This is a genomic window from Salibacter halophilus (assembly GCF_008806325.1).
Taxonomy (GTDB): domain Bacteria; phylum Bacteroidota; class Bacteroidia; order Flavobacteriales_G; family Salibacteraceae; genus Salibacter; species Salibacter halophilus.
Window position 1 is genome coordinate 141,185 of sequence record NZ_WACR01000008.1, and the last position, 25,784, is coordinate 166,968.

Annotated in this window: 24 protein-coding genes; 12 read left to right on the plus strand and 12 right to left on the minus strand. The window is 37.8% G+C overall.

The features are described 5' to 3' along the window. Positions 1 to 216 precede the first annotated feature (216 nt). The 6 genes from F3059_RS10390 (at position 217) to F3059_RS10415 (ending at position 7,968) form a co-directional block, all read left to right on the plus strand. A complete protein-coding gene (locus tag F3059_RS10390; protein ID WP_151168947.1) occupies positions 217 to 1,683 on the plus strand; it encodes a T9SS type A sorting domain-containing protein in 1,467 nt (488 codons plus the stop codon). Further along, entirely contained in the window at positions 1,683 to 3,131 is a 1,449-nt protein-coding gene (locus F3059_RS10395) for a T9SS type A sorting domain-containing protein (protein WP_151168949.1), read from the plus strand. Before F3059_RS10390 ends, F3059_RS10395 begins: the two co-directional genes overlap by 1 nt. A gap of 56 nt (positions 3,132 to 3,187) precedes the next feature. After that, positions 3,188 to 4,654 (plus strand): T9SS type A sorting domain-containing protein, encoded by a 1,467-nt coding sequence (locus F3059_RS10400; protein WP_151168951.1) that lies wholly within the window; start codon positions 3,188 to 3,190, stop codon positions 4,652 to 4,654. A 104-nt stretch (positions 4,655 to 4,758) separates the two neighbouring features. Next, complete coding sequence (gene queA, locus F3059_RS10405) at positions 4,759 to 5,808, plus strand: tRNA preQ1(34) S-adenosylmethionine ribosyltransferase-isomerase QueA (protein WP_151168953.1); 1,050 nt, start codon at positions 4,759 to 4,761, stop codon at positions 5,806 to 5,808. 61 nt (positions 5,809 to 5,869) lie between these two features. After that, positions 5,870 to 6,931, plus strand: coding sequence for a 23S rRNA (adenine(2503)-C(2))-methyltransferase RlmN (rlmN, locus tag F3059_RS10410; protein ID WP_151168955.1), 1,062 nt, complete (start codon positions 5,870 to 5,872; stop codon positions 6,929 to 6,931). Positions 6,932 to 6,993: 62 nt separating this feature from the next. Then, the gene (locus tag F3059_RS10415; RefSeq protein WP_151168958.1) at positions 6,994 to 7,968 is read left to right on the plus strand and encodes a polyprenyl synthetase family protein; all 975 of its coding nucleotides are present in this window, start codon (positions 6,994 to 6,996) and stop codon (positions 7,966 to 7,968) included. 59 nt (positions 7,969 to 8,027) lie between these two features. Here the strand turns inward: F3059_RS10415 and kbl are convergent, their stop codons facing one another. Then, positions 8,028 to 9,218, minus strand: coding sequence for a glycine C-acetyltransferase (gene kbl, locus F3059_RS10420; RefSeq protein WP_151168960.1), 1,191 nt, complete (start codon positions 9,216 to 9,218; stop codon positions 8,028 to 8,030). A gap of 205 nt (positions 9,219 to 9,423) precedes the next feature. Here kbl and F3059_RS10425 point away from each other — a divergent pair, with 205 nt between their 5' ends. After that, positions 9,424 to 11,031 (plus strand): hypothetical protein, encoded by a 1,608-nt coding sequence (locus F3059_RS10425; RefSeq protein WP_151168962.1) that lies wholly within the window; start codon positions 9,424 to 9,426, stop codon positions 11,029 to 11,031. 144 nt (positions 11,032 to 11,175) lie between these two features. Here the strand turns inward: F3059_RS10425 and F3059_RS10430 are convergent, their stop codons facing one another. The 3 genes from F3059_RS10430 to dprA all read right to left on the minus strand — a co-directional run bounded on the left by F3059_RS10430 (position 11,176) and on the right by dprA (position 14,258). Continuing rightward, the gene (locus F3059_RS10430) at positions 11,176 to 11,610 is read right to left on the minus strand and encodes an RrF2 family transcriptional regulator (protein ID WP_151168964.1); all 435 of its coding nucleotides are present in this window, start codon (positions 11,608 to 11,610) and stop codon (positions 11,176 to 11,178) included. Positions 11,611 to 11,693: 83 nt separating this feature from the next. Further along, complete coding sequence (gene gdhA, locus F3059_RS10435) at positions 11,694 to 13,055, minus strand: NADP-specific glutamate dehydrogenase (protein ID WP_151168966.1); 1,362 nt, start codon at positions 13,053 to 13,055, stop codon at positions 11,694 to 11,696. A gap of 102 nt (positions 13,056 to 13,157) precedes the next feature. After that, positions 13,158 to 14,258 (minus strand): DNA-processing protein DprA, encoded by a 1,101-nt coding sequence (gene dprA / locus F3059_RS10440; protein ID WP_151168968.1) that lies wholly within the window; start codon positions 14,256 to 14,258, stop codon positions 13,158 to 13,160. 143 nt (positions 14,259 to 14,401) lie between these two features. Here dprA and F3059_RS10445 point away from each other — a divergent pair, with 143 nt between their 5' ends. Continuing rightward, positions 14,402 to 15,421 carry an HU domain-containing protein gene (locus tag F3059_RS10445; protein WP_151168970.1) on the plus strand — a complete coding sequence of 340 codons (1,020 nt, stop codon included), beginning with the start codon at positions 14,402 to 14,404 and terminating at the stop codon, positions 15,419 to 15,421. 58 nt (positions 15,422 to 15,479) lie between these two features. Here F3059_RS10445 and F3059_RS10450 read toward each other — a convergent pair whose 3' ends face one another. After that, a complete protein-coding gene (locus F3059_RS10450) occupies positions 15,480 to 16,340 on the minus strand; it encodes a sigma-70 family RNA polymerase sigma factor (RefSeq protein ID WP_151168972.1) in 861 nt (286 codons plus the stop codon). Positions 16,341 to 16,477: 137 nt separating this feature from the next. Then, positions 16,478 to 16,927: a MarR family winged helix-turn-helix transcriptional regulator gene (locus tag F3059_RS10455; protein ID WP_151168974.1), complete on the minus strand. Its 450-nt coding sequence runs from the start codon at positions 16,925 to 16,927 to the stop codon at positions 16,478 to 16,480. Positions 16,928 to 17,066: 139 nt separating this feature from the next. Here F3059_RS10455 and F3059_RS10460 point away from each other — a divergent pair, with 139 nt between their 5' ends. Then, a complete protein-coding gene (locus F3059_RS10460; protein ID WP_151169137.1) occupies positions 17,067 to 17,339 on the plus strand; it encodes an acylphosphatase in 273 nt (90 codons plus the stop codon). Positions 17,340 to 17,553: 214 nt separating this feature from the next. Here the strand turns inward: F3059_RS10460 and F3059_RS10465 are convergent, their stop codons facing one another. Together F3059_RS10465 and F3059_RS10470 are read right to left on the minus strand one after the other, a co-directional pair. Further along, on the minus strand, positions 17,554 to 18,807 hold the full coding sequence (locus F3059_RS10465) for a metallophosphoesterase (RefSeq protein ID WP_170265152.1): 1,254 nt from the start codon (positions 18,805 to 18,807) through the stop codon (positions 17,554 to 17,556). Between the two features lie 27 nt (positions 18,808 to 18,834). Then, entirely contained in the window at positions 18,835 to 19,365 is a 531-nt protein-coding gene (locus tag F3059_RS10470) for a CopD family protein (RefSeq protein ID WP_151168978.1), read from the minus strand. Positions 19,366 to 20,089: 724 nt separating this feature from the next. On the opposite strand from F3059_RS10470, the gene F3059_RS10475 reads away from it, so the two are divergent. Further along, entirely contained in the window at positions 20,090 to 20,602 is a 513-nt protein-coding gene (locus F3059_RS10475) for an acyl-CoA thioesterase (protein ID WP_151168980.1), read from the plus strand. Between the two features lie 35 nt (positions 20,603 to 20,637). Here the strand turns inward: F3059_RS10475 and F3059_RS10480 are convergent, their stop codons facing one another. The 3 genes from F3059_RS10480 to F3059_RS10490 form a co-directional block, all read right to left on the minus strand. Further along, positions 20,638 to 21,360: a hypothetical protein gene (locus tag F3059_RS10480; protein WP_151168982.1), complete on the minus strand. Its 723-nt coding sequence runs from the start codon at positions 21,358 to 21,360 to the stop codon at positions 20,638 to 20,640. A 632-nt stretch (positions 21,361 to 21,992) separates the two neighbouring features. Further along, positions 21,993 to 22,541 (minus strand): hypothetical protein, encoded by a 549-nt coding sequence (locus tag F3059_RS10485; protein ID WP_151168984.1) that lies wholly within the window; start codon positions 22,539 to 22,541, stop codon positions 21,993 to 21,995. Between the two features lie 764 nt (positions 22,542 to 23,305). After that, entirely contained in the window at positions 23,306 to 24,052 is a 747-nt protein-coding gene (locus F3059_RS10490) for a leucine-rich repeat domain-containing protein (protein WP_151168986.1), read from the minus strand. A 285-nt stretch (positions 24,053 to 24,337) separates the two neighbouring features. Here F3059_RS10490 and F3059_RS10495 point away from each other — a divergent pair, with 285 nt between their 5' ends. Next, complete coding sequence (locus F3059_RS10495; protein ID WP_170265153.1) at positions 24,338 to 24,547, plus strand: addiction module protein; 210 nt, start codon at positions 24,338 to 24,340, stop codon at positions 24,545 to 24,547. A 2-nt stretch (positions 24,548 to 24,549) separates the two neighbouring features. Then, positions 24,550 to 24,843: a type II toxin-antitoxin system RelE/ParE family toxin gene (locus F3059_RS10500; RefSeq protein ID WP_151168989.1), complete on the plus strand. Its 294-nt coding sequence runs from the start codon at positions 24,550 to 24,552 to the stop codon at positions 24,841 to 24,843. Positions 24,844 to 24,988: 145 nt separating this feature from the next. On the opposite strand, the gene F3059_RS10505 is transcribed toward F3059_RS10500, so the two are convergent. Continuing rightward, positions 24,989 to 25,669: a hypothetical protein gene (locus F3059_RS10505; RefSeq protein ID WP_151168991.1), complete on the minus strand. Its 681-nt coding sequence runs from the start codon at positions 25,667 to 25,669 to the stop codon at positions 24,989 to 24,991. Positions 25,670 to 25,784: the final 115 nt, after the last annotated feature.

The window sequence follows — 25,784 nt, forward strand, 5'->3', positions numbered from 1 at the left end:
TTTTGTAACTTTAACCATCAATGCCTATTTCGCTAAAAAGCATACTTGTTATAGTTGTCGTTTTTTCGAGTTTTTTAGTCAGCGCGCAAATGCTGAAATATAAAATACCGAAGATGGGAGTTTGGAAGAGTGCTTTGAAAGTCTGACCAAACTCAAAGTTCAGTTAAAAAGCTAATACATGAATAATACTACTAATCAATAAAACCTATATCAATTATGAAACATTTTCTACTCATAGCAATTGTATTACTCTCCACTTCAGTCTTTTCTCAATCTGTCCTCTACAACGATTCAGATTTAGAGGGTAGAATTGAAAAGAACTATGAAGATGGCTCAATATTGATGAGTTATATCGAGAACAGAGAGTTTTACCTCGATTCAATTTCACCATATGGAGACGACTTCCCGGTAATGAATTTCATCATTCAGGATAGCGGTGATTTAGATGGGTACTATTACGATGATTCATTGGGCTTGTTTGTCGTTAATGTTGTTCCAGATACTTTGGCTTTTGGAGGCTGTGAATTATGTACTAAAACTCATGTTGTTCGATACGATTTTAGTGGAGCTGTAAATTGGGAAATAACTCAAAAGTTGGGGGTGAATGGAAGAAGTAATTTCGAGCTGTTCATAGCCAGGGATAGTATTGTGGTTTTTGGTCATTCCTGGCAGGAAGGAGACTGTTCACCAGATGCCTTTTATCATTCGTTTAGTTTTAATGGCATTAAAGGAACCGGTAAGCAAGTTGGCAGCTGCACAACAAAGAGACTTGCTGAATTTGATGATGGCGTTTATTTTCAACCTATGAGAAGATGTTGGTGCGGAGATTCACATTTTGGGGCAACAAAAATAAGTAGGCTCGAAAGCAACAACACATTAACTACACTAGCTAAGTTTGAAAAAGATAACCATCCATTTTTTTCTGATGATGCAAGAGCTACTCATGTAGATATTATTGATGAGAATTTCTTTTTTGGAAGTATCTCTGAGTATTACAGTAATGCGAGAATGTTCTCAATAATTGAAGTTGAAGACACAAATCAGATTTGGCACAACCTCAATCCGTTGTATGGAATCTCTAAATATTCCGGTCCTTTAAGTCAGGGTAAAAAGGTCTTTGACGTGGTGAAATACGATGATGGCTTTTTGGTTTTATTTGGAAGACAGTACACTTCAAATCTACAGGACACGATAGGTACAAGGTACGACTCAACTGAACTTCAAATCGATTATGTGAATGATGAAGTGACATTCAATTTGCCCATGTGGAAGAAGAGTTTTGAAGGAAAAATTGAAGTGACTGATTTTAGAATTAACGAAAGAACTGGTGAAATATCTGCCTATGTAAATCATAACACTAGAACCGGAACATCTGTAAATGGTAATTATAATGAATTTCTAATGCACATAGAGTTTGACGATCAACCGAGCACATTTATCGAAGATAAAAAAGTAAAATCTGCACTTGAGGTTATTCCTAATCCTGCGAAAAATTTCATCCAGCTCAAAGGAATTGAGCAGGGAGATTATAAAATCTGCAATGTCAATGGAGCTGTTATAAAAAGAGGTAAATTGAGAGGAGGCTTGAAACGAATATCTGTTCAGCAACTCAAATCGGGCTTTTATGTAGTGGATGTTACAAGTGGTTCTGACCATTACAGAGCAAAACTAATTGTTGAGTGATGAAATATTTCATTGAGAAATCCATCTTTTTAATTTTCCTTTTGGCTACTGTGACTGCTCATACACAGTCTGTCATTTATCAAAATGAAAGGGATCATGTGGAAATTGAAAAATATTTCGATGACGGTTCAATTCATATAAGCTACCTCAATAACGATACGTTTTATCTCGATTCGGTTTCGCCAGCAGGACAGTACATAAACTTGATAAATGTTGAGTTGAGTAATGAGGGAGAGTATTATACGAGATATAATTATAATGAAGATTACGGAATATTCACATCTAGGAGCGTTCCCGATACATCTTATTCTCCGGCAGAGGTGAGTTTCTTGCAGCTTTCTAGATATTCAAAAGCTGGCTCTTTGATCTGGCAAAAAGAGGTGAATCCGGGAGAGTTATACGGAAATGGGCAACACTATTTATTGTCGGTTTTAGATGACACTTTATACGCTTACGGTTCAACTTCAGAAGTAGGTGAGTGCGTACCCAAAGCTGTATTTATATCTCTATTGACTGATGGTCAGATCCTCAAAAATAAAATAATGGGAGAGTGTACTGATGTCCGATTTGTAAAAAGCGAAAACGGGTTTACTTTTCAGTTTAGTCAAATGTGTTCTTGTGGAAATTCGCCTCCAAGACCAGCAAAGATTTCTTACTTCAACCATAATCTCGAAAAAGAAAACGAGCTTGTCGTGAGTGGTGAAAACACACCATTTGTTGAGGATGATAAAATAATCACACATTTTAAATTCCTGAGTGAAAGCACATATTTTGGCAGTGCTACCCTACAACATTCTAGTGATGAAGATCCAGTTATAGGTTCCAATTATAATGGAAGTATGAAATGGTTGAGTTTGTCAAATTTCACAACATATACTTATGATGATGAATATCAAGCTAATGGAGAGGTTTATGATGTGATAAAATATGATAATGGTTACTTGCTCTTTTATGGTGCTGGCTTCCATAACGGCTCTTTCGACTCAACTATTTTATTTCTCGATTATGTGGATCAAACTGTTTCTTATGATATACCTTTATGGCAATATACTTCTACTGGGGACCATGAAATTGGCTTTTTGTATGCGCATGAAAATGATGTCTTTTTACAAACGACTAAACGGGAAGGGGATATAAACAATTGGATTAGACAACGACATTTTTGGAGAGTCAATATTCCAGAAACCTGGCAAGGTCAAAAGAGAAAAGTGGAGCTTCCTCCCAAATTGAAAATCTTTCCCAATCCGGCTAATAATTTTGTGATTATTGAAACGCTCACCAGTAGTGAATTAACAATGTTCAGTTCTACCGGGCAATTGATAAGAGAGCGAGATTTAAATATCGGTCAGAACCGGCTTTCACTAACGGGGCTGGCGAGCGGAGTTTATTTTCTCAGATGCAATTCTGAAATAACTGGCAGTGAAGTTAAAAAGCTAATCATTAGATAATTTCTAATTGGACTGGTGTTTGTATATTTACTTACCGACTACAAAAAACCATTATAATGAAATACGTTGTACTTTTTATTTTGAGCCTACTATCGATAAAAGCATCGACACAATCTTTGATCTACAATATTCAGGATCCCAATGCCAAAACCGAAAAAATATTTGATAACGGGGCACTCCATGTTAGCAAGATGGTCGGTTCTGATCTTCGAATAGATTCAATTACACCAAACGGACAAATCATTAATCTGAAGCAATTCCCGCTAAGGCAAGATACTCTCCTGCATGGAAGAAATGTTTTTGTAGGTTATGATTATGAAGATGGAATAGGAGTTTTAACTACCTATTCTTTATCTCCTGATATGACGTATAGCTATCAATATGTAAGACTTTATAAACACGATGATGACGGTAATTATATCTTTCAAAGAGATATTTCACCAACAAATACGAGCCACTTCATTGAATCTTACCTCCCGTATTGGAGAAATGATTCTGTAATGCTTTATGGAAACTCTAACGAAGAGGGAGATTGCCATAGCGATGTTTATTCTGTATTTCTCAATGAACATGCATATAAATTGCATTATAAAAATCTCAGTTATTGTGGTGGCAATAAGCCTTGTTTTAGAGGTGGTTATATGATCGTTAAGCGAAAAGGGGTATGTCAGTGTCACGATCAACCAAATGAACCGCAAGGCTTTAGTGCATTTGATAACAATGGAATTATTCAATCAACATTTGAAGTTGAAAAATGGTACTTTGATGGTTTTAACTACCTAAAAGGAGTAGATTTAAAACCGATTGACGCTGAACATGTTTTTGGAGCAGTTGCTGATGATGACGATGTAATTAGGTTAAAAAACATTCTTGTTACCTATCAGAATCAAAGTAGCCAAAAATGGGAAAAACTCGATACCATTCTCAATTACGGGAACAACCAAAGCGGAAATAATCACACTTACCAAATTATCCCTTTTGGAAATGGCTACCTGGCGTTTATCGGTCAGTCAGCAACAGGATTTGCCGGCAGTACAGAATATTATTACAATACAAATCTGAGACTCATTGAACTCGATCATAACTTCAACGAAGTTCAGGAGCTGTGGAACAGTAATGTAAATGGTAAAACAATTTCAGGGACTATTACATCTGATGTTACTGCAACTGGAGATACCAACATATATTTGAATATAGAGAGCAAAATAGGGAACTCCAATAGCTTCACAAACTCTAATAGATTTGTGAGAATTGGCAATCCGTCAGTTGTGAACTCAAGCAAAAGAAAAGTTCATGACAATAACTTTCATGTTTATCCCAATCCGGTTAATGATAGAATTACTATAAAAGGTCTTTCTAGCGGGAAGTACCAATTTTACAACATAACCGGAATGGTAGTCAAAGAAGGTGAAATCAATGCTGAAGTCTCAAATGTTGATGTTTCTGATCTTACTCCCGGAACTTACATTATAAAGACTTTACAAAACAGCAAAACCCACCATACTAAATTGATCGTAAAATAATTCTATATCAACTTATTGAAAATAAAAATTTTAGGTTATTCTGATTTAACCGCGTCAAATTCAATAGTTTTTCTATTTTTGCAGCCCTCAAAAACGTTGCCTTCATGAAATTATCGCAATTTAAGATTGACGTTCCCAATGAGCTTGTAGCTCAACACCCTGCTCAAGAGAGAGACGAATCGCGTTTAATGGTAGTCAACCGAAAGGAAGGCACCATCGAACACAAAATGTTCAAAGACATTGTGGATTACTTCGGTGAAGGTGATGCAATGGTCATGAACGACACCAAGGTGTTTCCGGCTCGTCTTTACGGGAACAAAGAAAAAACAGGTGCGCGCATTGAAGTTTTCCTTCTGCGTGAATTGAATAAGAAAAGTCGCCTGTGGGATGTATTAGTAGATCCTGCTCGTAAAATCAGAATCGGAAATAAGCTCTATTTTGGAGAAGACGACAGCCTCGTAGCCGAGGTGATCGACAACACCACTTCGAGAGGTCGTACGCTTCGTTTCCTTTTTGACGGACCTTACGAGGACTTCAAGAAAACGGTTTACACGCTCGGTGAAACGCCACTTCCAAAATATATAACTCGCCCTGTTGAGCCTGAAGATGAAGAGCGTTTTCAAACGATTTTTGCAGAAAAAGAAGGCGCTGTAGCGGCTCCAACTGCCGGTTTGCATTTTAGTCGGAACCTGATGAAGCGTCTCGAGCTCCACGGAGTTGAGTTCGCTAATCTAACTCTCCACACGGGACTGGGAACCTTCCGCCCGGTTGAGGTTGAGGATCTGACCAAACATAAAATGGACTCTGAAGAAGCATTTATCAATGAAGATTGTGTTTCTAAAGTCAACAAAGCAAAGCGCGAGAAAAAACGTGTTTGCGCGGTCGGAACCACGGTTATGCGGGCTCTTGAGTCATCAGTCTCAACTGACGACTACCTGAAGCCGTTTGAAGGATGGACGAATAAATTTATTTTCCCTCCTTACGAATTCAGTATTCCAGATTCGATGATCACCAATTTCCACAACTCTGAAAGTACGCTCCTCATGATGGTGGCAGCTTTTGGAGGGTATGATTTGATCATGGAAGCTTACGAAACTGCAATAAAAGAAAAGTATCGTTTTTACGCTTATGGCGATGCGATGCTCATTATTTAAATAGCATTAGTAACTAGTTGCATAAGCTGTTCGTATCTTGCGGACAGCTTTTTTAGTTTTTATGGATCAGCAGGTTAAGCCAAATATTAGAGATTTAAGTTTCGATAAACTCGATAAATTACTGTCAGATCGCGGTGAAAAACCATTCCGCGTCAAGCAGATAAGCGAGTGGCTTTGGAAGAAGCACGCCCGCTCGTTCGATGAAATGACCAACTTGTCTAAATCGACTCGTGCCTGGCTCGGATCTGAATATGACATCAAAAGAGTTGAGGTTGCCGAAGAACAAAAAAGTGAAGACGGAACGATTAAAAGTGCTTTTCGACTTCCTGATGGCCACATCGTAGAAGGTGTGCTCATTCCGGCTGAAGGGCGAATGACGGCTTGTATCTCTTCTCAGGTTGGTTGCAGTTTATCGTGTGCGTTTTGTGCTACCGGAACCATGAAAAGAATGAAAAACCTGAGCGGATATGAAATTTACGATCAGGTTGTGAATATTGCCAGGCAGGCAGAAAAATACTACGATCATCCGCTCACGAACATTGTTTTTATGGGAATGGGAGAGCCTTTGATGAATTTCAAAGGAATGATTGAGAGTATCGAGTATTTGACATCAGAGAAAGGTTTGGGGATGTCTGCAAAACGAATTACAGTTTCAACTGCCGGAATTGCACGCATGATTAAACGAATGGCTGACGAATGTCCAAAAGTGAATTTAGCTCTTTCCCTTCACGCAGCCAGTGAAGAGAAGCGCGATAAGATCATGCCCATTAACCAGTCAAATTCTCTCGATTCATTAGCTGAAGCACTTTCGTATTACCGCAGCAAAACCAGGGCGAATCTTACTTACGAGTACATAGCGTTCAAAGACTTCAACGATTCTATTGAAGATGCTAAAAACCTCGTTAGTTTTTGCAAAAAAGTACCCGCCAAGGTGAACATTATCGAATACAACCCTGTTGATCACGCAGACTTTGAAAGGCCTTCAATTCAAAAAGTGGATGCTTTTGCAGCCTTTTTAGAAGCGAATGATGTACGGGTTACAATTAGGCGAAGTAGGGGAAAAGATATCGATGCGGCTTGCGGACAGCTCGCCAATAAAAACGATGCAGTAAAAAAACCGTAAAAAGGCTACCGAAAATGTTTCAGCCTGTTTTTTAGCGTTTATATTTGTTGGCACACAGAAGCATGGCATTACTCGAAGAAATAAAAGCGCCTATAAAATCTGAAATGGAGACGTTTGAAAAGAAGTTCAGACATTCCATGAAAAGTTCGGTGCCTTTATTGGACAAAATCACGCATTACATCATCAAGCGAAAAGGGAAGCAAATGCGTCCTATGTTCGTTTTTCTCTCGGCAAAGCTCGTGGGAGACGTCAATGATTCAACGTACAATGCTGCTTCGCTCATTGAGTTGTTACACACAGCAACTCTGGTTCATGACGATGTTGTTGATGATGCTTATGAACGCAGGAGTTTTTTCTCGATCAATGCTCTTTGGAAAAATAAAATAGCTGTTCTCGTTGGTGACTACTTACTGTCGAGAGGTTTGTTGTTGAGTGTTGACAAAGGTGAGTTCGACTTGTTGAGGTTGGTGAGTAATGCTGTAAGAGAAATGAGTGAAGGCGAACTTCTTCAAATGGAGAAGACGCGCAAACTCAATATTGATGAAAAAATCTATTTTGATATCATCCGCCAAAAAACAGCAACTTTAATTGCAGCTTGCTGTGCAACAGGGGTAGCTTCCAACAAAAAAGATGAAGAAACAATTCAGCGAGCTAAAGATTTTGGTGAAGCTGTGGGAATAGCATTTCAAATCAAGGACGATCTCTTCGATTACGGTGACGGGTCTAAAATTGGCAAGCCCACCGGAATTGATATCAAAGAGAAAAAGACAACGCTTCCATTGATTTACGCACTCAATAATGCTGATAATTCAACGCGTAGAGGGCTGATTTACAAAATCAAAAATCAGAATAACAACGACAAGAAAGTAAGGGAAGTCATCGATTATGTAAAGGAGAGTGGCGGAATTGAATATGCCCGCAAAACGATGATGGAATACGTTGATAAAGCACTGAAAATCCTTCACACTTTTCCCGAGAATGATGCGCGCAATTCTCTCGAGCAATTAGTCGAATACACGGTTAACAGGAAAAAGTAATTTCGGTTCTGATCGAAAAGAAAAGCCCCATCTTGTTCAGATGGGGCTTCCTTGCTTTTTTAATCAATTACTCCAAGATCTTTTCCAACCTTTTTAAAAGCTTCAATTGCTTTATCGAGGTGTTCACGTTCGTGGGCTGCTGAAAGCTGAACGCGGATTCTGGCTTGTCCTTTCGGAACCACGGGATAGAAGAACCCGATTACGTAAATTCCTTCTTTCAGGAGTCCGTCAGCGAATTTTTGGGATAGCGCAGCATCGTAAACCATTATGGGAACAATTGCTGAGTCCCCGTCTTTGATGTCGAAGCCGGCACTTTTGATGTTTTCTTTGAAGTAATTTATGTTGTCTTCAAGTTTATCTCTCAGATCTGTGCTGTCACTGAGCAGATCAAAAACAGCAATAGATGCTCCCACGATAGATGGAGCCAATGAGTTAGAGAAAAGGTAAGGGCGAGAGCGTTGACGAAGCAAATCAATGATTTCTTTACGGCCGGTTGTGAAGCCGCCCATCGCGCCACCAAGTGCTTTACCAAGCGTTCCGGTGATGATATCGACACGGCCCATTACATTTTTGAGTTCGTGTGTCCCGCGACCTGTTTTACCAATAAAGCCGGTTGCATGACATTCATCAACCATTACGAGGGCATCGTATTTTTCTGCTAAATCACAGATTTTATCGAGTTGTGCTACGTAGCCGTCCATCGAGAAAACACCATCAGTCACAATGATCTTGAAACGAGCTCCTTCAGCATCCTGAAGTTGCTTTTCGAGATCTTCCATATTGTTATTCTCGTAGCGGTAACGCTGAGCTTTAGAAAGGCGCACACCATCAATGATAGATGCGTGATTGAGTGAATCTGAAATGATAGCATCTTCTTTAGTGAGAAGCGGTTCAAAAATTCCACCATTTGCATCAAATGCCGCAGCGTAAAGGATTGTATCCTCGGTTCCCAGGAAGTCTGCAATTTTAGATTCTAGCGTTTTGTGGATGTCCTGTGTTCCGCAAATGAATCTAACTGATGACATTCCGAACCCGTGCGTGTCGAGCGTTTTGTGCGCTGCCTCAATCACTTTTGGGTGCGAGCTTAAACCCAGGTAGTTATTTGAGCAAAAGTTGAGTACTTTTTCACCTGTTGAGACCGTAATCTCAGCACCCTGCTCTGAGGTGATGATGCGTTCGTTTTTATAGAGTCCGTCAGCTTTTATTTGTTTGAGTTCTGACTGTAAGTGTTCTTTGAGTTTTCCGTACATAAACATTCTATTTTGTGCAGGAACAAATATAAGGAATGGAAAGTTGGGAGTAGAATGACTTTTTATTTAGGCTTAACAGTATTTTTATTTTGAAATTAAAACAGTTATTGTTGTGGTAAAATTATATACTATGATCCGGAGAACCCTCTCATTAATAATCCTTACCGTAACATTTATAAACCTATCCTTTTGTCAACCTGTATCAGTGAACTGGCAAACGACTTTTAGAAAAAGTGGAGCCACTGTTTATGATGGAATTGAGTTGAATGATGGTTCAAAATTGATTGTGCTGGGTAAGCAGAGAAAAGAAAAGTATTACTATGCATATATAAATTCAAATGGAGAAAAAGAAAAGAAAAAAAGAATAAGAGCATCAAAGGGGATGAAAAAATTAGACTTTAAGAAGATGATTAATTTTGAAGGAACCCCATATTTTATTTTTACTTCTGTAACCTCATTTGGGAATAAGCTAAATGTTTATTTATTTCCATTCGATAAAGGGAAATATAAAATAGGAAGAGATCCAATTTCACAAATATCTTTAGATGTAGACGGTTCAAGGCACTACAAGTATATTTTGTCTAGTATTCATTATACGCCTAATAAAAAAGGCGCTGTAATTTCATTTTCATCAAAGAAAAAAGCAAGATCTGATTATATCGCTAATAAAGCTGTTGAAGTTTTTCAATCAGATTTAGAATTAAAAGAGGTTGATACGCAATTAAAAGAAAAAGATGAATTTGATCTTCAGGCGGTTGACTATGCTGTGAATAATAATGGAGTTAAGTTTATTTATTATTCAGATTATGTCCCGTCCCATTTGACTTTTACTTCAAGTTCATTGAATGATTATAATCCTCAATACAGAGAGAGAAGTGGGCTGGGAAGACTCTATTCAAATCCATTGGGTCGCTACACTTTAAAGAGGTATAATGGCAATGGACTGAGGCAGGGGCTACGTAATTACTTGAAAGTAATTTATCCAAATGGTGAATCAAAATCATTCAAGATTAGAAGAAATGAAAACGACTTAGGGGTTAATGATTATTACATTTCATTGAATGAAAGTGGAAATGGTTTGCTTCTTTATGGTATTTCAAACATTGAGGATAAAGCATGGATATCGATACATGAATTTGATACGGAGAAAAGTGAGTTTAATTATAAAAAAGCTCAACTTAACCTAGACATTGATGTTGAGGATGACAAAATTAGTTATTATCCAGATGAGGTGAAGTATATTGATAATAAGCCTTGTATAGTTTTTGAAGGTTTTAGATTAGACTACAATAAAAAAAATTTAGTCACCCCTGCAGCATCTTCAAGCATACATCATAAAAGTACTTCTTATACTTTTAAAACAAAGTATACTGATTTATTAGTTGTCGTTTTAGATAGTAACTTGAATGAAGTATACTCAACCAAAATCAATAAAAGGTATAATCACACTTATAGAAAAATAACTAAAAAACCTGAGAGGATTGAGTATTCTTTAGATCCAAAGCTAAATACAGCAAACAAAAAAGATTTTATAGGCGGATATAGCGCGTTTGTGATAAATAGTAAGTTGTATGTGTTTTTCAATTCAGGAGGAGCAGAATATGATAGGTCAGGTGATTATTACAGCCAAAAGGATGATTTGTATATGTATCAATGTGTTATTAATCCAAAAGAGAAAAAAACTATTAAGCGGCAGTTAAGCGATGATGGAAACAATGAATTTATTCCGTTGAGATTTTATCAGTCTTCAAATAAGGTGCACTTATTTAGAAAAGAGTACGGTCGTTTCAGCGTAGGCTATTTGACTTACTAATTTACCAGCTCTGCAATATCATTCTTATTAAAACTCAAGAACACTTTTAAGTTTAATGGGGAGACTATGCTTACAGAGTAAACTCTTGTACATGATTTATGTAAGCTGAAAGGAGATGTGTTTTCTACCATAGCCTCGTAATATTTACTGATCACTCAGCAATTGCTCTTTCTTGATGATTGCGGCCAAACTACTGCGTTTTAAAATCTCTACAGTTTCGTTGCGGACTTCATAAAAAACCTGCCTGATACCGCAAGTTGCTTCATCAATACATTCCTCGCAGCGTTCGTAGTACTTGTATGTAACACAGGGGAGAAAGGCGATTGGCCCGTCAAATAATCGCATCACATCAGCGAGGTTGACTTCCTCTGGTGCCTTAATGAGATAGTATCCGCCACCACGCCCTTTTTTGCTACTCAGTATTCCGGCATTTTTCAGATCCAGCAATATGGACTCCAAAAACTTTTGTGGGATGTTTTCCTGTTCAGAAATATCGCTGATCAAAATAGGTCCTTTCTCGTATTGTTTTGCGAGATGAACGAGAGCGTTGATTGCGTATTTAGCCTTTTTCGAGAGCAATTTTCAGATTTTGGTCAAAGGTAATAAAGCAAAATAAAGGCCCCCGATTGGGAGCCTTTATATTACATCTATTTTAAAAAGGATTATATAACTCCCTGATCCATCATAGAATCAGCAACTTTCACAAAGCCTGCAATGTTTGCACCTTTGATGTAGTCGATATTTCCTTTTTCTGTTTTTCCGTAATGAGCTGTTGCAGCGTGAATATCGCGCATAATTTTGTGTAGCTTTTCATCTACCTCTTCAGCAGTCCAGCTCAAACGCATTGAGTTTTGTGTCATCTCAAGACCAGAAGTTGCAACACCACCGGCATTTGATGCTTTACCCGGAACAAACATAACACCATTGTTTTCAAAATATTCAACCGCTTCTGGGGTTGTTGGCATGTTAGCCCCTTCAACAACAGCTTTAACACCAGCCTTTACAAGACTTTCAGCATTGCTTTCGTCCAGTTCGTTTTGCGTGGCACATGGAAGTGCTACATCGATTGAATCTACAACATCCCATGGACGAGCTCCCTCAAAGTACTCAACATCAAATTTTTCAGCATATTCTTTGATTCTGCCGCGTTTGTTGTTTTTCAGATCCATCAGGAACTCGAGCTTTTCAGCGTGAATCCCATCGTGATCGAGGATTGTTCCTGAAGAGTCAGAAGCAGTTACAACTTTACCACCGAGCTGATTCACTTTTTCGATAGCGTACTGAGCTACATTTCCAGATCCCGATACAGCTACTTGCTTTCCTTTGATGCTGTCATCGTGGTGGTTGAGCATTTCTTCAGTGAAGTAAACCACACCGTAACCGGTAGCCTCGGGTCTGATCAAAGAACCGCCCCAGTTTCTTCCTTTACCGGTAAGAACGCCAGTAAACTCATTTCTCAATCTCTTGTACTGGCCAAACATGTAACCGATCTCACGACCACCAACACCAATATCTCCGGCAGGGATATCAGTATCAGGACCAATGTGACGAGAAAGCTCAGTCATGAACGACTGGCAAAAACGCATTACTTCGCCATCAGTTTTCCCTTTAGGATCGAAGTCGGCACCACCTTTACCACCGCCCATTGGGAGCGTAGTAAGTGCATTTTTGAAAATCTGCTCAAAACCGAGAAATTTCAAAATTGACTGATTCACTGAAGGATGAAAACGTAGTCCACCTTTATATGGTCCAATTGCCGAGTTGAACTCAACACGGTAACCGCGATTAACCTGGATATTTCCATTATCATCAACCCATGGAACGCGGAATGTAATGATGCGCTCCGGCTCAATCATTCGTTCAAGGATGTTTGCTTCCTTGTACTCAGGGTTATCCTCAATGAAAGGAATAATGGTTTCAACAACCTCTCGAACCGCTTGCATAAATTCTGGTTCGTGTGAGTTTTTGGTTTTTACTTTTACCATAAACTCGTCAACGAGGGCTTCATGTTTTGCTGATGACATACTTAAATGCTTTTAATTTTATGGGCAAATCTATGCTTTTTTTTGTCATTTTTAGAACGCCATATAGCCCATAGCCGACAAAAGCTTTAGCAATTTGTTAAATCAGTTGAGTTGGTACATTTTGCCCGGTAAAGATTTTATCAACCCATTCATTTCAAGGTTGAATAAATGTGTGCTTATTTGGCTGGAACTTTTGTTCAACTCGAGCCCTATTTCATCCACAGCTAGCTTTTTATCCTTCAGTAAATCTAAAATTGACTGCTCTTCTTCACTCAACTCTACAAAAAGCTTTTTCTGAACTTTCTTTTTCTTTTTTGATTTTTCCCATCCCATTTGATACTCAATATCTTTTACGTCTTCAATCAACGCAGCCTGATGAGATTTTATGAGAAAGTTGCAACCGCGAGAGTTGTTGTCAGTGGATTTTCCGGGAAAAGCAAATACGTCCCTGTTGTATTTGAATGCGAGTTTGCCCGTGATGAGTGAACCGCCCTGGAGTCTGGATTCCATAACGAGTGTAGCATCGCACAGACCGGCAATTATTCTGTTGCGCTCGGGAAAGTTGCCCATGTCAGGGTTTGTGCCGCTCCAGTAGTCAGTGATTAAACCACCATTTTCGAGCATTCGCTTAGCTGTTTGAGTGTGCTCTCTCGGGTAAATTCTGTCGAGACCATGAGCTAAAACTGCTGCAGTTTGCAGGTTGTTTTCCTGCGCTGTTCTGTGAGCTGTAATGTCAATCCCAAAAGCCAGTCCGCTTATGATGGTGACATTGTGCTGAGCGAGTTCTGACACGATCTTTTCTGTTTGTTCCTTTCCGTAAGGAGTTGCTTTTCGCGTTCCTACAACAGCAACCATTTTTTCAGCGTTCAAATCCATCAATCCTTTTGTGAAAATGCAAAGCGGAGCATCTTTACAAAACTTCAACCTGCGCGGGTATTCACGGTCAGAGATGAAATGAACCTGAATATCGTGTTTCTCGATAAATTTCAGTTCCTGTTCAGCTCTTTTCAGGGCGACATTATCGGCCAGATTGTTGACGATTCTTTCGGTAATCTTACTGATTTTCACCAGTTCTTTCTTGGGAGCTTTGAAAACTTCCCTTGCTGATCCGTATTCATCGAGGAGCGTACGACCAATTGAAGGGCCTATGTGAACAGTTTTGGCGAGCGCAATTTGGTAGAGTGTTTCTTCTGTGAGTGGCATGAAAAAAGATTTACGGTTAAAAGTAAGGATTTTGTTTTTCTTTTCCAGAATTTGTCACTGGAAGTTAATACCTTGTAAGATCGCATTAAAATTGGTTGACCACAGCGTTTAATTTTTATCAATTATTAACCTATTTTCGCAATATGCGACCCGTTGAGGAACATATCTACAAATTGCTTTTTGATCACGATTGCGTGGTGCTGCCCAATGTTGGCGGTTTTTACACTGTTCAGTCGTCAGCTAAGCTAAAAGCAGGCAATCACAAGATTGACCCTCCCGGGAAATTCGTGGCATTCAACAAGGATTTACGCCACAATGACGGATTGCTGATCAATTCAATTTCGTCTTTTGAGAACATCGATTACGATAAGGCAAAAGAAGTCGTAAGAGACTTTGCCCGGCCGTTGGAAACTGCTATTCGCAAACGTGAAGGGTTTGCCTTAAACGGATTGGGCACAGTGCATTTCAATAGCGAGGGCAGCCTGCAGTTTGAGGCTGATAAAACGGTGAATTTTGACCGCGATGCGTTTGGATTGGAGTCTGTGATAGCTCGACCTGTTTCTGCTGAAAGAGCAACTTCTTCAGTTGAGTCACGGTCAGAGCCGGAAACCGATACCTCACGTTCCACATCCTGGAAGCGCGTTGCAGCCGCAGCAGTTTTGTTGCCGATATTGGGATACGGTGCGTGGTTCTTCACTGCTACTGATGTCCTCAAGCCGAATTACAGGTTTCATACAAGTGATCTCAATCCTTTCACTGATAAGATTTGTGAAGTTTATCATCCCAGATCGGGGAGTTTTGATTTGAGTTTTGAAGAGATTAGATCTCAAAAGAATCTCAAAAGTCTCACACTTGTTGAGGGCGGTCGCTCTATTCCGGTAGTAGACGAGAAGCCTGCTGGTTCAGGCTCTGACCGAAAAACAGCAACAAAATCTCAACGCGGAAATTATCACCTCATTGTGGGGTGTTTCAGCGAGAAGCAAAATGCTGAGCGCTACATGAACAAGCTGACAAACCTGGGGTATGATCCGTACATCGTTGATGTTAAGAACGGGTTGTTGAGGGTAAGTGCTGAAAACGTATCGAGCAGATCGGCTGCTGAACAGTCTTTATCAAAGGTGAAAACCGAAGTTCAGTCTGGCGCCTGGTTACTTACAAAGTGATTTTTGAACATAAAAAAAGCCGATCCTGAGATCGGCTTGTAATGTTGTATAGCACTTTTTACAAGTAGTGCTTGAGTAAATTCGAGTTTGCTTTCTTTCTCAAACTTCTCAATGCTTTTTCTCTTATTTGACGAATTCGCTCACGAGTTAAACCTAAACTATTAGCGATTTCTTCAAGCGTCATGGGTGTTTCACCATTTAATCCGAAAGATAATCTCACAACATCAGCTTCGCGTTGCTTGAGCGATACAAGTACGCGCTCAATATCTTTGCAAAGTGATTCACGCATCAATGTGTCTGAGGGGTGAGAAGAATTTTCGTTAGTCAAAACATTCAAAAGACTGTTTTCTTCACCTTCGATAAGTGGAGCGTCAACAGAAACTTGTTTTTGACTGTAAGTAAATAGATCGGCAACGTTATCAGAGTTGCTTTCGAGCAGATCGGCAATTTCTTCATTTGACGGGGGCCTTTCGTGAGTTTGCTCGAGTTTAGAGTAAGCGTTGGCAATTTTTTGAATTGCACTTACTTTGTTGAGTGGGAGGCGTACAACGCGTGAGTTTTCAGCGATAGCCTGCATAATGCTTTGACGAATCCACCAAACTGCGTAAGAGATAAACTTAAATCCTTTGGTTTCATCAAACCTTTTAGCAGCAGTAATAAGTCCGATATTACCTTCAGCGATAAGATCTTCAAGTGTTAAACCGTGACCCTGATACTGTTTTGCTACTGAAATTACGAACCTCAAGTTCGCATTGACCAAACGGTTGAGTGCAATTTCATCGCCTTGTTTAATGCGTACCGCTAAGGAAACCTCCTCTTCAGGAGTAACCATTTCCTCTTTTGATACATCACTTAAATATTTGTCGATTGATTTGCTATCCCGATTGGTTAACTGTTTCGTAATTTTTAACTGACGCATGTATGACCTTTTATCGTTTTAGAATCTTTGAAAATACAATAAAATTTTGTTCTTCAACAAGTTTTTGTTGAAAAAAGCTCCTCGTTAAAACGAGGCGGCAAAACTACTTAATAATTTAATACTGGTCCAGAAAAATATTATCCTCGCAATTTATCCAGTAGGTTATTAAGATTTTCTGCTTCATTTACGGAGAGTGTGTGAAATTGTTGTTGAAATTTTCGAAATTCTTCATCTAACACTTCCAAAAGGTCGAGTCCTTTTTCGGTAATAGCGATTTCTTTTTGGCGTCTGTCGTACTTGCTTGTGGTTCTAACGATTAGTTCTTTGTCTAGCAGTTTGTCTACTAATCTTGAGGCATTTGAGTTTTTGTCGAGCATTCTTTCGCTGATCAAGCCAATACTTGCCGGATCAGGATGTTGGCCGCGCAAAATTCTCAATACGTTGTATTGTTGTTGTGAAAGACCTCTTGGTTTTAAAAACTTCAAATGAGCCCCGTTGAGCCAGCTGGAAGTAAAGAGTATGTTAACTAAAAGTTTTTCGTATTCCGTTTTAAACTTTTTCTGTTTAATTTCATCCTCTAATTTCATAACTCATTTGTGTAATTTAACATAACCGTTCAGCAAGTTTATTTTGTTTGTAGGTACAAAATACTTCATTGAAGATAACAAATAAACAAAATATTATAAACCTGAGTTTGGGTTATTGAAAATCATTTACTTGATAACGATGGAACACGTAAATATTACAGTTAAAGGGAAAGTACAGGGTGTTTTTTTTAGGAAGTCTACACAGGAAAAGGCTTACGAACTTCAAATTTCAGGCTATGTACAAAACGAACGTGACGGTTCAGTTTACATAGAGGCCGAAGGCGAAAAAGAGAGGATTGATGAATTTATAGAGTGGTGCAAGAAAGGGCCTAAAAATGCTGAGGTAACTGAAATTAAAATCCGAAAGGGGAATTTTCAGAATTATGAGGATTTTGAAATTGCTTATGTGTGAGGTTGTAGCGTTTAAGGTTTAATTAGGTTTAGTGTTTAAGGGGGTGAGTTTTGCTTCTAAGCGTTAAACCCGGATGCTGAGCGGAGACTTGGCGGAGTCGAAGTAGAAGGGAATTAGGAGGTCGAGGATGAGGCCTAGAGAGTTCCAATTGTGCTCTTTGAAGGGTTACACTCAGCATTCAAGATGAACATTAATGCTCTACGAAATGAAAATTCTACGCTCTCTTCAATTCAATAACAGTAATTTCTGGAGGCATACCAACTCTGCCGGGAAACCCGATATATCCGATTCCGCGGTTGACGTAGAGTTTTTGTTTTCCTACAGAATATTCACCGGCCCATCTCGGATATTTGTACTTTACCGGGCTCCATTTGATATTGCCTAATTCTACACCAAATTGAGCACCGTGTGTATGACCTGATAGTGTGAGATCTACATCCTTATGATTTTTGATGGTTTCGTAATCCCAATGAGAAGGATCGTGAGACATCAAGACTTTGAAAGGAGTATTCTCAACACCATTTTTAGCCTTTGAGATATCACCTAATTGGGGAAATGGTTTAACCCCCCAGTTTTCAACTCCTAAAACAGCAATCTCTTCTCCGCTCCGTTTCACAGTTCGGTTTTCGTTTCGCAACAGGTCGAATCCCATTTCTCCGTGGATTTCTGTAAGTCTGTTAAAGTTTTCCTGTTTTGCTTCTTCACTGGGCCAACTGCTGTAATCTCCATAATCGTGGTTTCCTAAGATTGAAAACTTTCCGTCTTTCGCCTTAATCTCTTTGAAATAAGGAATCCATTCTTCAGCTTCTTTTGCGAAATTGTTTACCAGATCTCCGGTAAAGAGAACGAGATCAGCATTCAGGTTATTGATGAGTTCGAGCGCTTTTTCTACGGGTTTGTAATTGCTGAAAAATGAACCAACGTGAGCATCTGATATTTGAACAATTTTATACCCGTCAAATGATGCCGGGAGATTATCAAACTTCATGGTTTTACGTACAATTCTGAAATCCCACCTGCCTTTTATCATTCCGTACGCTGCTCCAATGAACGGGATGGAAGCCACCACAATTCCGGTATGGTAGAGAAAACGGGCGCGTGACATTCCGCCTGCGGATTCACTCGGTTCTGACGAGAATTTTTTGGCTATCCATTGCGTCAGCATCCAGCCGTCATCAATTATTTGGAAAAAGCTGAGGACTAGTTTAGGTAAGTAGAAGAGCAGCGTGATGCCAAAAAGGAAGTAGTAGAACTTGTAGTATTTATAACTGCCCATGAACGGCATATTGAAATACATGAAAAGGTACCAAATGGCTACACCGGCAAAAATTGCCCAGTGTACAATTGATAAAATACGTTTTGTGTAAGCTCCCGGCAGGTCAGATCCAATTATTTTAATGCTGCGATACGTGTACAGGTCAAAGATGAAGAGTACGGCTAAGAGGATTAAAATTGGGGTGATTGACATAGATTTCATTTGACTGTCTACTAAACTTTAATCTTTGTTTTTTGTTCGCAGGCGCTTGTAAATTCTAATGGTCAGCATCAACATAACCGCAAAAAGTACCAGGCCGATTAACCCGTAAATCCAGTTCATCGACTTCACGACTATGATGAACACAATAGCTACCAAAAAAAGTGTGGCTACCTCGTTCCAAATACGCAATTGCGTAGGTGAGTACTTTACGTTGTTTTGTTTCAATTTGTTATAAATGTGCTGGCAACTGAAGTGGTAGAGGTACAGGAAAAAGACAAAGGTGAGTTTGAGGTGCATGTAAGGAGCGCTCCACAGGCCCATTTTGGTGATGAGCCAAATCCCAAAAATCATGGTCAGAACCGCGCTCGGCCAGGTTATTCCGTACCAAAGCCTTTTTTCCATTAGCTGAAATTGTGACTGGAGGATTGATTTCTCCGGCTCTGACCGTTGTTCAGCTTCAGTGTGATAGATGAATAACCTTACGATGTAGAATAACCCTGAAAACCAGGTAACCACAAAAATGATATGAAGTGCTTTGATGTAGAGCATAATGAGGAGCAAAATTAGCGAAAGTCTCGATGTGTGTTTGGAGATTGGGTTTATTTATTTTGAATTGAGTTTTAAGGCAAGGTTGAGGTCGAGGCTGAGGAGATAAGTTCTCTCGCTTTGCTCAAGAACGAAATAGTGAGATATGTTTTTCGCGAGGCTCAAAACGAGATAGGAGAGTCAAGGTCAAGGTTGAGGTCAAGAGAAGTTCTGATGGTAGTTTTGGTTAGTTTGATGCTTGAGGTGTTAAAGATTTGTGGGTTTGGTAGTTTGGAGGTTTGGAAGTTGGGTGGTTATGAATGATGAGTGATGAATTGGGTGAGGTTAGTGTTTAAGGGGTGGTAACGCAGCGTTCGCAGCGGGTTCGCTGGCGCTCCCTTTTTTTAACCATGAAGAAGTTAAGGGGCATTAAGGGTTGATTTAACCCGGATACCCGTCCCGCAGCAAGTGCGTGGATATAAGAATTACAAACCATTGACTTGCGTCAAGTGGTAAGTTCTTCTAAGAGATGCCGAGCGGGGCATTGAGCGGAGCCGAAATGCGGAGTCTAGGTATTAGGGAGTTAGGAGGTTGAGGTCAAGGTCGAGAGCCTTCCAATGATGATTTTGGTTTGTTGTAATAGTGAGTTGTTATTGATTTTGACGGTAGAGGTTTGTTACAGCTAACAATCCAAAGCCCAATCTTAAAATTCATAATTGTAATTTCGCTCGCAGATTTTTACATATTTATGAAAAAGAAAAAAACACCTTCAGATTCTAAAACGGTTTCAACTCATATCGTTTTACCTAACGACACGAATACACTTGGTAATTTAATGGGAGGAAAGCTACTCCACTGGATGGATGCCGCTGCAGCTGTTTGTGCTCACCGCCATGCTGAGCGTGTTGTTGTGACAGCTTCAGTGAATCATGTGGCATTTAACCACGCCATTAAAGTTGGTGATTTTGTTACTCTTGAAGCAAAAGTTGCCAGGGCGTTTACGTCATCGATGGAAATATACATCGATGTAATGGTAGATGACCACAAAACCAACGATCGCAAAAAATGCCAGGAAGCGATTTATACGTTCGTTGCAGTTGACCAGTACGGAAATACAATTGATGTTCCACAGCTCAAACCCGAAACAGAGGAAGAGAAAAGCCGATTTGACGATGCACTCAAGCGCAAACAACTTGCCTTACTACTTGCTGGAAAAATAAAACCTGATGCTGCAACTGAAATAAAAGCTTTGTTTGAGTGATGTTGATCTAATTGTGAGAAGGATGAATGGTGTTTCTAGTTTGATACAGAGTCGTCTTCCACAAAACGTATTTCATTGGGAGGTAAATCAAATAAAGCCTTAATCTTTTTAAGAGATTCAGCATCTGCTTTTTCTATTCCTTTTGCTCTGTTTATAAGACTATCTAATACAAGAGCTTCTTCATAAGTCAAGTAGTCTTTTGTTGAAATATTTAGAGAGATGGTGTAAAAATTTGTATTAAATAATTCTGTTTGATTACTTTTATATAGCCTTTCCAATAAGACCTCATGCGCATAATACTCTAAAGGTGTTATATCTTTTATGATTATTCTTACTATATCTGGATATAATATAAATGATTCAGGTATGTCACTAAAGCCCTCTTTTTTTTGAATAGTTACAGATATTTCATTTTCTTCCTTTCTATTAAGAAGAAGTTTTAATTTGTACTCATTATTAGTGTTAACTAGTTTTCTTGTTATACTATTTTTATCAAGTTCAAATGAAGTAACTTCAAGTACACTATTAGACCAGTTCCTATTATAGAAATCGTAGGGTAGGTAAAACACCAACTCTGGAATATTTTTGGCCGAGTCATATTTTATGCTGTCAGCTATTTCACTTAGAGTTATGTGCTTTTTGATTTTTGGTTCAATACTGACTTGCTTCTCAGGTTTGTGTTTGCAATTGCTCAATACTAATACTAATGCAATCAATACAGCAAGAGGTCTCCATGTATTATTGACATGGCGTTTCATATTTTATACTTGTTAGTAACTGATCTTTTATTCCCACCTACCAAAAGGAAAAATAGTCCATTGGAGTATGCAAGATAGCGTAGTAACAATCAAAATAACTAAAATAGTAGTAAGGTTATATTTCAGTCTTTGATTTTTTGGATAGCTTGAGAATTCTTCGTGAATCTTCATCCATCTTTTATTTCTAAATGAATACCACATAAGGATAATGACAAGTGGTACAAACGGAATGGCCATCCAGTATTTACTGTCTAATCCCCAGTAGATATCATCAGGTATTAAAAGGAAAAAGACTGGATTTAATACCATGAAGAAAATGTATATCGCTAATAGTACAAGAAGATGTGTAAATGATGTTTCTTGATAATCCAACGATTTTTTCTTGTGTAGCTTTTTCACGAAAAGGCTAAACCAGTATATGATAGTGTTGAGTATTACCACAAAAAATAATTTACAGGAACAGCTAAAGTACTGAAAAGTGTTGGTTTACAGATATAGTCTGTAAGGTACATAGTTGTACGTATCATCCTGCCTGTTTCCCGAGTTGGGAGAGTATGTGGTTGTTAATCCTGAAAGTGCAAATTGAAACATGAACTACGTTTATTAGTAAATGATAATTTTTAATTCGATTGTTAATCATTTCCTACAATCCCTAGTTCTGATATCGGAATAATATCATCAGAATACCCACTAGTAAAGCCGATTGTTCTTCTCTTTTTTATATCGAAGACAAAACTATCTCCATGGTTTGCTCCCGTTACATTAAAATAAGCATAATCACTTGAGTAATGTCCGAAGACACAATATCGGTGGTCCTCTTCCATGATAATTGGATAATAATACTTATTACCAACATTTATGAATCTATTAGTGTTATTTGCAAGGTATCTACTATAATTATTTATACTTCCACTTTCATCAAATACCTTTTGGCTTGTTGAAAATTCAGATAAAATAATATAGTAAAACTCACTGTCTTCAGTTGTTTTTCTCATTAGATCGAGATACTTGTTATCCAAATTTTCAAGATTATTACAGTATTCTAATAACACGCTGTCAAGTATAGGGTCAAACTGCATGTCAATAACATTTTCGTTTTTAATATCTTTAACAAGTCTTATTTGAGCTTTAATGGAGCTGAATGCAACTGTTAAAAGAAGTAAAAAAATAATTTTTTTCATTTTAGTAGTCATTTTTGAATGAAGAGAGAGTGTAGTGTTCACTGCTCCCACGGGAATTGATTGCGTGGTTGTGTCTATACGCTTACAAGCTAAAACTACAAATTTTAGGCTATTAATTCTCTATCACACGTTATAGCTTAGCGAATCCTGCGGTATAGGGGGTAATTAAACTATTTTAATAAGCCTTGCTTTTTTTCGCTTCTGTCCATCAGTTTTTAAAGTGGAAAGAACTTAAAAGTGCAAATTGAAACATGACCATTGTTACTAATTGAGCTTATATATTACATAAGCAATACACATTATGAGGGAAAACCCAATTAAAAAATTTAATAATGATTGACTTCTGTATTTCTTTATTAATTTTTCTTGTTTGGAACTACTAGAGTCACGAAATAGTAGTTTACTGACAATTATTCTAAGTTCTAAACCGATCCAACTAAATAAAAGAGTTATTTCATGTCCTAGCCACAGCATAGTTAGTTTTTATTTCTGATCAAGTGATTTTGTTTTAAAAACATTATACCCAGCTCCCGCGCAACTCCATCGCGTGGTTGTTTCAAGCTTTTTTCTACTGTCAAGCTAAAACTACAAATTTTAGGCTATTAGTCTCAGTCACATGTTATGCTATTGCGAATCCTGGTGTATTGAGTGAGCTTGAAATATTATAAAGCCTTGCTCTTTTCGCTTCTGTCTATCAGTTTTTTATAGTTGAAAAAAACCTAAAAGCGCAAATTGAAACATGACCAAAAGGGTTATGTCTTCGTTTATTTCCTTATTTTGTAAATAAAGCATGGTACTTTATTTTCAAGTTTTTCCAAAATAGCTTTGTCTTCAATGTCTTTTGAAACAGTAATTTTCACCTTACGGAGGTTAGGCAACTCAAGTAGAGATTTAGGTAAATATGGGATTTTTTGAGCATCAAATTCAATGAATTCAATTTTGTTTAGTTCACTAAACATTTCATCTGTTAGCCACAGTTCATTTGAGCCTAAATAGATCAATTTTAAGTTGCTTAGTTTTCCTATTTCATTAGGTAGATCACCTTGTTTAAAGTCAGCTTCAAGACGTAACTCCTCTAAATTTGATAGACAATGTATTTTATCCGTTACCTGTAGTCTCGAACCAGCATTTGACATTTCAATTAGAATGATATTTTGAAAGCGTGTTATTGAAGCTGGAATTGAATCATTATCATTTGAAGTTGGGCCTTTTTTAGGTATGTTCGAAATCCAACAGGCAGAATCTATCGTTCTCTGGTGGAGTTCATTTATACTAACTGTATCATTGAATTCGACTGAATAAGAGTCTGAATCAGAAAAATAAATTATTTCAAAGCATTCATCACTTGCCAGGTAGGTTTTAATATTTCTATAAAAATAATTTTCTATAGTGTCGCAGTGTTTAATACTTTGAGAAAATAACAATGGAGAAAAGCTCAAATAACTAACGGTTATAAGGAGCTTTAATATTTTCTCTGTTTTCATTTCCATTTTTCCAAGCTTTTTTTCCATAGCTATTGCCCCCAGCTCCCTCGCAACTCCATCGCGAAGTTGTTTTAAGCTTTTTTTTACTGTTAAGCTAAAACTACAAATTTTAGGCTATTAATTCTCAATCACATGTTATCCCATTGCGAATCTTGCGATTGTAATCTCATTTATCTCAAAAGTAATGATTTGGGCTCGATAGTTTTAGTTGGAGGGTTGATTGAGGCATATTGATAAATATTCAATTTGTGTACCTTTGGTTATCAGTGTATCGTTCCATAAGTAGTTATTAGACTGAAAATAATGGATGTGATGAAAAAACAGGTTGTGTTGAGTATTGAGGAAAGTAAGTACAAAAAGTTTCTGTCTCTTTTGGAGACGTTGGATTATGTTACAATAACTGAGCAACAGGAAATCCCTGATTGGCAGAAAGATGAAGTTAGCAATCGAAAAAAACTCATCAAAAAAGATGTGATGAAAACTCGTCCCTGGGAAGAGGCTGAAAACGATATTTTCAAGTAGGAATGGGTTATCATGTTGCTATTGCAGAGGAAGCTGAAGCCGATATTAGAGAAGCTTTTCTTTGGTATGAAGATCAAAAAAACGAATTAGGAGATTTATTTCAAGATTACATTTTTAAAGCTGTTAAAAGTGTTAGAATAAACCCTTTAAAGTATCAGGTAAGGTATGATGATGTAAGGATTTGTTTTTTGAAAAAATTCCCTTACGGTGTTCATTTTACAGTTACTGAAGATGAAATCCTCATCATTGCTGTATTTCACACATCTTTAGATCCGCAAAAGAGATATAAAAGATGATTTTTTTATCTTTAATCTTTCTTCTACCCCTGCGCTTTCTTCCTCTTCAACTCAAAATTCTGACCGAGGTAAACTTTTCTCACCTGTTCATCTTCGTCTGTTACCCGCCCGGTTGTAGTGGAGTGCATCAATCAAGACAATAGCTTTATTTTAATTTAAATGTATTTAGAGGTGAGAGGTTTTCTTTGTTGTTAGCGAGAATAATAACCATTAATAGCTTCCCTTTCTTGTTAAAGAATGTGACATTAAAATCTTTCTTGTTTCTAGTTTTTATCAGAAGTTTTACATCATATTCATCATCGGAAAGAGCAAAGCCATCTGAAATAAAATTTAAATTTAGATAGTCATTACTTCTATTATGTGATTTATATTCATTGTCTGGTGGCATGAACAATATTAAGCTGTCAATTATGACATCTTCTTTTTCTGGCTTCATTATAAAATTGATATTATTACTATCAAGGGATAAAGTAACGTTAGGATTAATTAAAATATCATCATAATTGTAGTTGTCATAGACTGAAATGTTTGAAACTTTCACCGGAGAGTAGTTTTCCAAGGAAAAGAAATAAAGGTTACTTTTCTTTTTGGTTTCTAAAATATGTATTTCAGAAATTTTGTTTTTGTAAGAGTTAACTAAGATTAATTCATTAAATAAAGAGTCAGAAAATAGAGGGTAAGCAGTTTTTAACTTGTTTTTATTGAAATTATTATCTTCTTCAATGTAATATTGATTGATGCCTTCCATCTGATATACACCTACTCCAAAACTTATAATAATTATAGAGATGGATATGATTAAAATAACTTTAAGGTATTTATTCATAATCTTTACAAGTTAGCCGGGTTAGGTCTTAATATTGGTGATTTAGTCCAAGGCATAAGAATTAGTACTACATCTCTGGAATCCCTCTTCCCACAATTCAACCACTTGTATAGTA

What these genes read in the sequence shown, in the direction of transcription:
- F3059_RS10390 (WP_151168947.1), top strand. Translation starts at nt 217, where the DNA reads ATGAAACATTTTCTACTCATAGCAATTGTATTACTCTCCACTTCAGTC.
- F3059_RS10395 (WP_151168949.1), top strand. Translation starts at nt 1,683, where the DNA reads ATGAAATATTTCATTGAGAAATCCATCTTTTTAATTTTCCTTTTGGCT.
- F3059_RS10400 (WP_151168951.1), top strand. Translation starts at nt 3,188, where the DNA reads ATGAAATACGTTGTACTTTTTATTTTGAGCCTACTATCGATAAAAGCA.
- queA (WP_151168953.1), top strand. Translation starts at nt 4,759, where the DNA reads ATGAAATTATCGCAATTTAAGATTGACGTTCCCAATGAGCTTGTAGCT.
- rlmN (WP_151168955.1), top strand. Translation starts at nt 5,870, where the DNA reads ATGGATCAGCAGGTTAAGCCAAATATTAGAGATTTAAGTTTCGATAAA.
- F3059_RS10415 (WP_151168958.1), top strand. Translation starts at nt 6,994, where the DNA reads ATGGCATTACTCGAAGAAATAAAAGCGCCTATAAAATCTGAAATGGAG.
- kbl (WP_151168960.1), bottom strand. Translation starts at nt 9,218, where the DNA reads ATGTACGGAAAACTCAAAGAACACTTACAGTCAGAACTCAAACAAATA.
- gdhA (WP_151168966.1), bottom strand. Translation starts at nt 13,055, where the DNA reads ATGTCATCAGCAAAACATGAAGCCCTCGTTGACGAGTTTATGGTAAAA.
- dprA (WP_151168968.1), bottom strand. Translation starts at nt 14,258, where the DNA reads ATGCCACTCACAGAAGAAACACTCTACCAAATTGCGCTCGCCAAAACT.
- F3059_RS10445 (WP_151168970.1), top strand. Translation starts at nt 14,402, where the DNA reads ATGCGACCCGTTGAGGAACATATCTACAAATTGCTTTTTGATCACGAT.
- F3059_RS10450 (WP_151168972.1), bottom strand. Translation starts at nt 16,340, where the DNA reads ATGCGTCAGTTAAAAATTACGAAACAGTTAACCAATCGGGATAGCAAA.
- F3059_RS10455 (WP_151168974.1), bottom strand. Translation starts at nt 16,927, where the DNA reads ATGAAATTAGAGGATGAAATTAAACAGAAAAAGTTTAAAACGGAATAC.
- F3059_RS10460 (WP_151169137.1), top strand. Translation starts at nt 17,067, where the DNA reads ATGGAACACGTAAATATTACAGTTAAAGGGAAAGTACAGGGTGTTTTT.
- F3059_RS10465 (WP_170265152.1), bottom strand. Translation starts at nt 18,807, where the DNA reads ATGTCAATCACCCCAATTTTAATCCTCTTAGCCGTACTCTTCATCTTT.
- F3059_RS10470 (WP_151168978.1), bottom strand. Translation starts at nt 19,365, where the DNA reads ATGCTCTACATCAAAGCACTTCATATCATTTTTGTGGTTACCTGGTTT.
- F3059_RS10475 (WP_151168980.1), top strand. Translation starts at nt 20,090, where the DNA reads ATGAAAAAGAAAAAAACACCTTCAGATTCTAAAACGGTTTCAACTCAT.
- F3059_RS10480 (WP_151168982.1), bottom strand. Translation starts at nt 21,360, where the DNA reads ATGAAACGCCATGTCAATAATACATGGAGACCTCTTGCTGTATTGATT.
- F3059_RS10485 (WP_151168984.1), bottom strand. Translation starts at nt 22,541, where the DNA reads ATGAAAAAAATTATTTTTTTACTTCTTTTAACAGTTGCATTCAGCTCC.
- F3059_RS10490 (WP_151168986.1), bottom strand. Translation starts at nt 24,052, where the DNA reads ATGGAAAAAAAGCTTGGAAAAATGGAAATGAAAACAGAGAAAATATTA.
- F3059_RS10495 (WP_170265153.1), top strand. Translation starts at nt 24,338, where the DNA reads ATGAAAAAACAGGTTGTGTTGAGTATTGAGGAAAGTAAGTACAAAAAG.
- F3059_RS10500 (WP_151168989.1), top strand. Translation starts at nt 24,550, where the DNA reads ATGGGTTATCATGTTGCTATTGCAGAGGAAGCTGAAGCCGATATTAGA.
- F3059_RS10505 (WP_151168991.1), bottom strand. Translation starts at nt 25,669, where the DNA reads ATGAATAAATACCTTAAAGTTATTTTAATCATATCCATCTCTATAATT.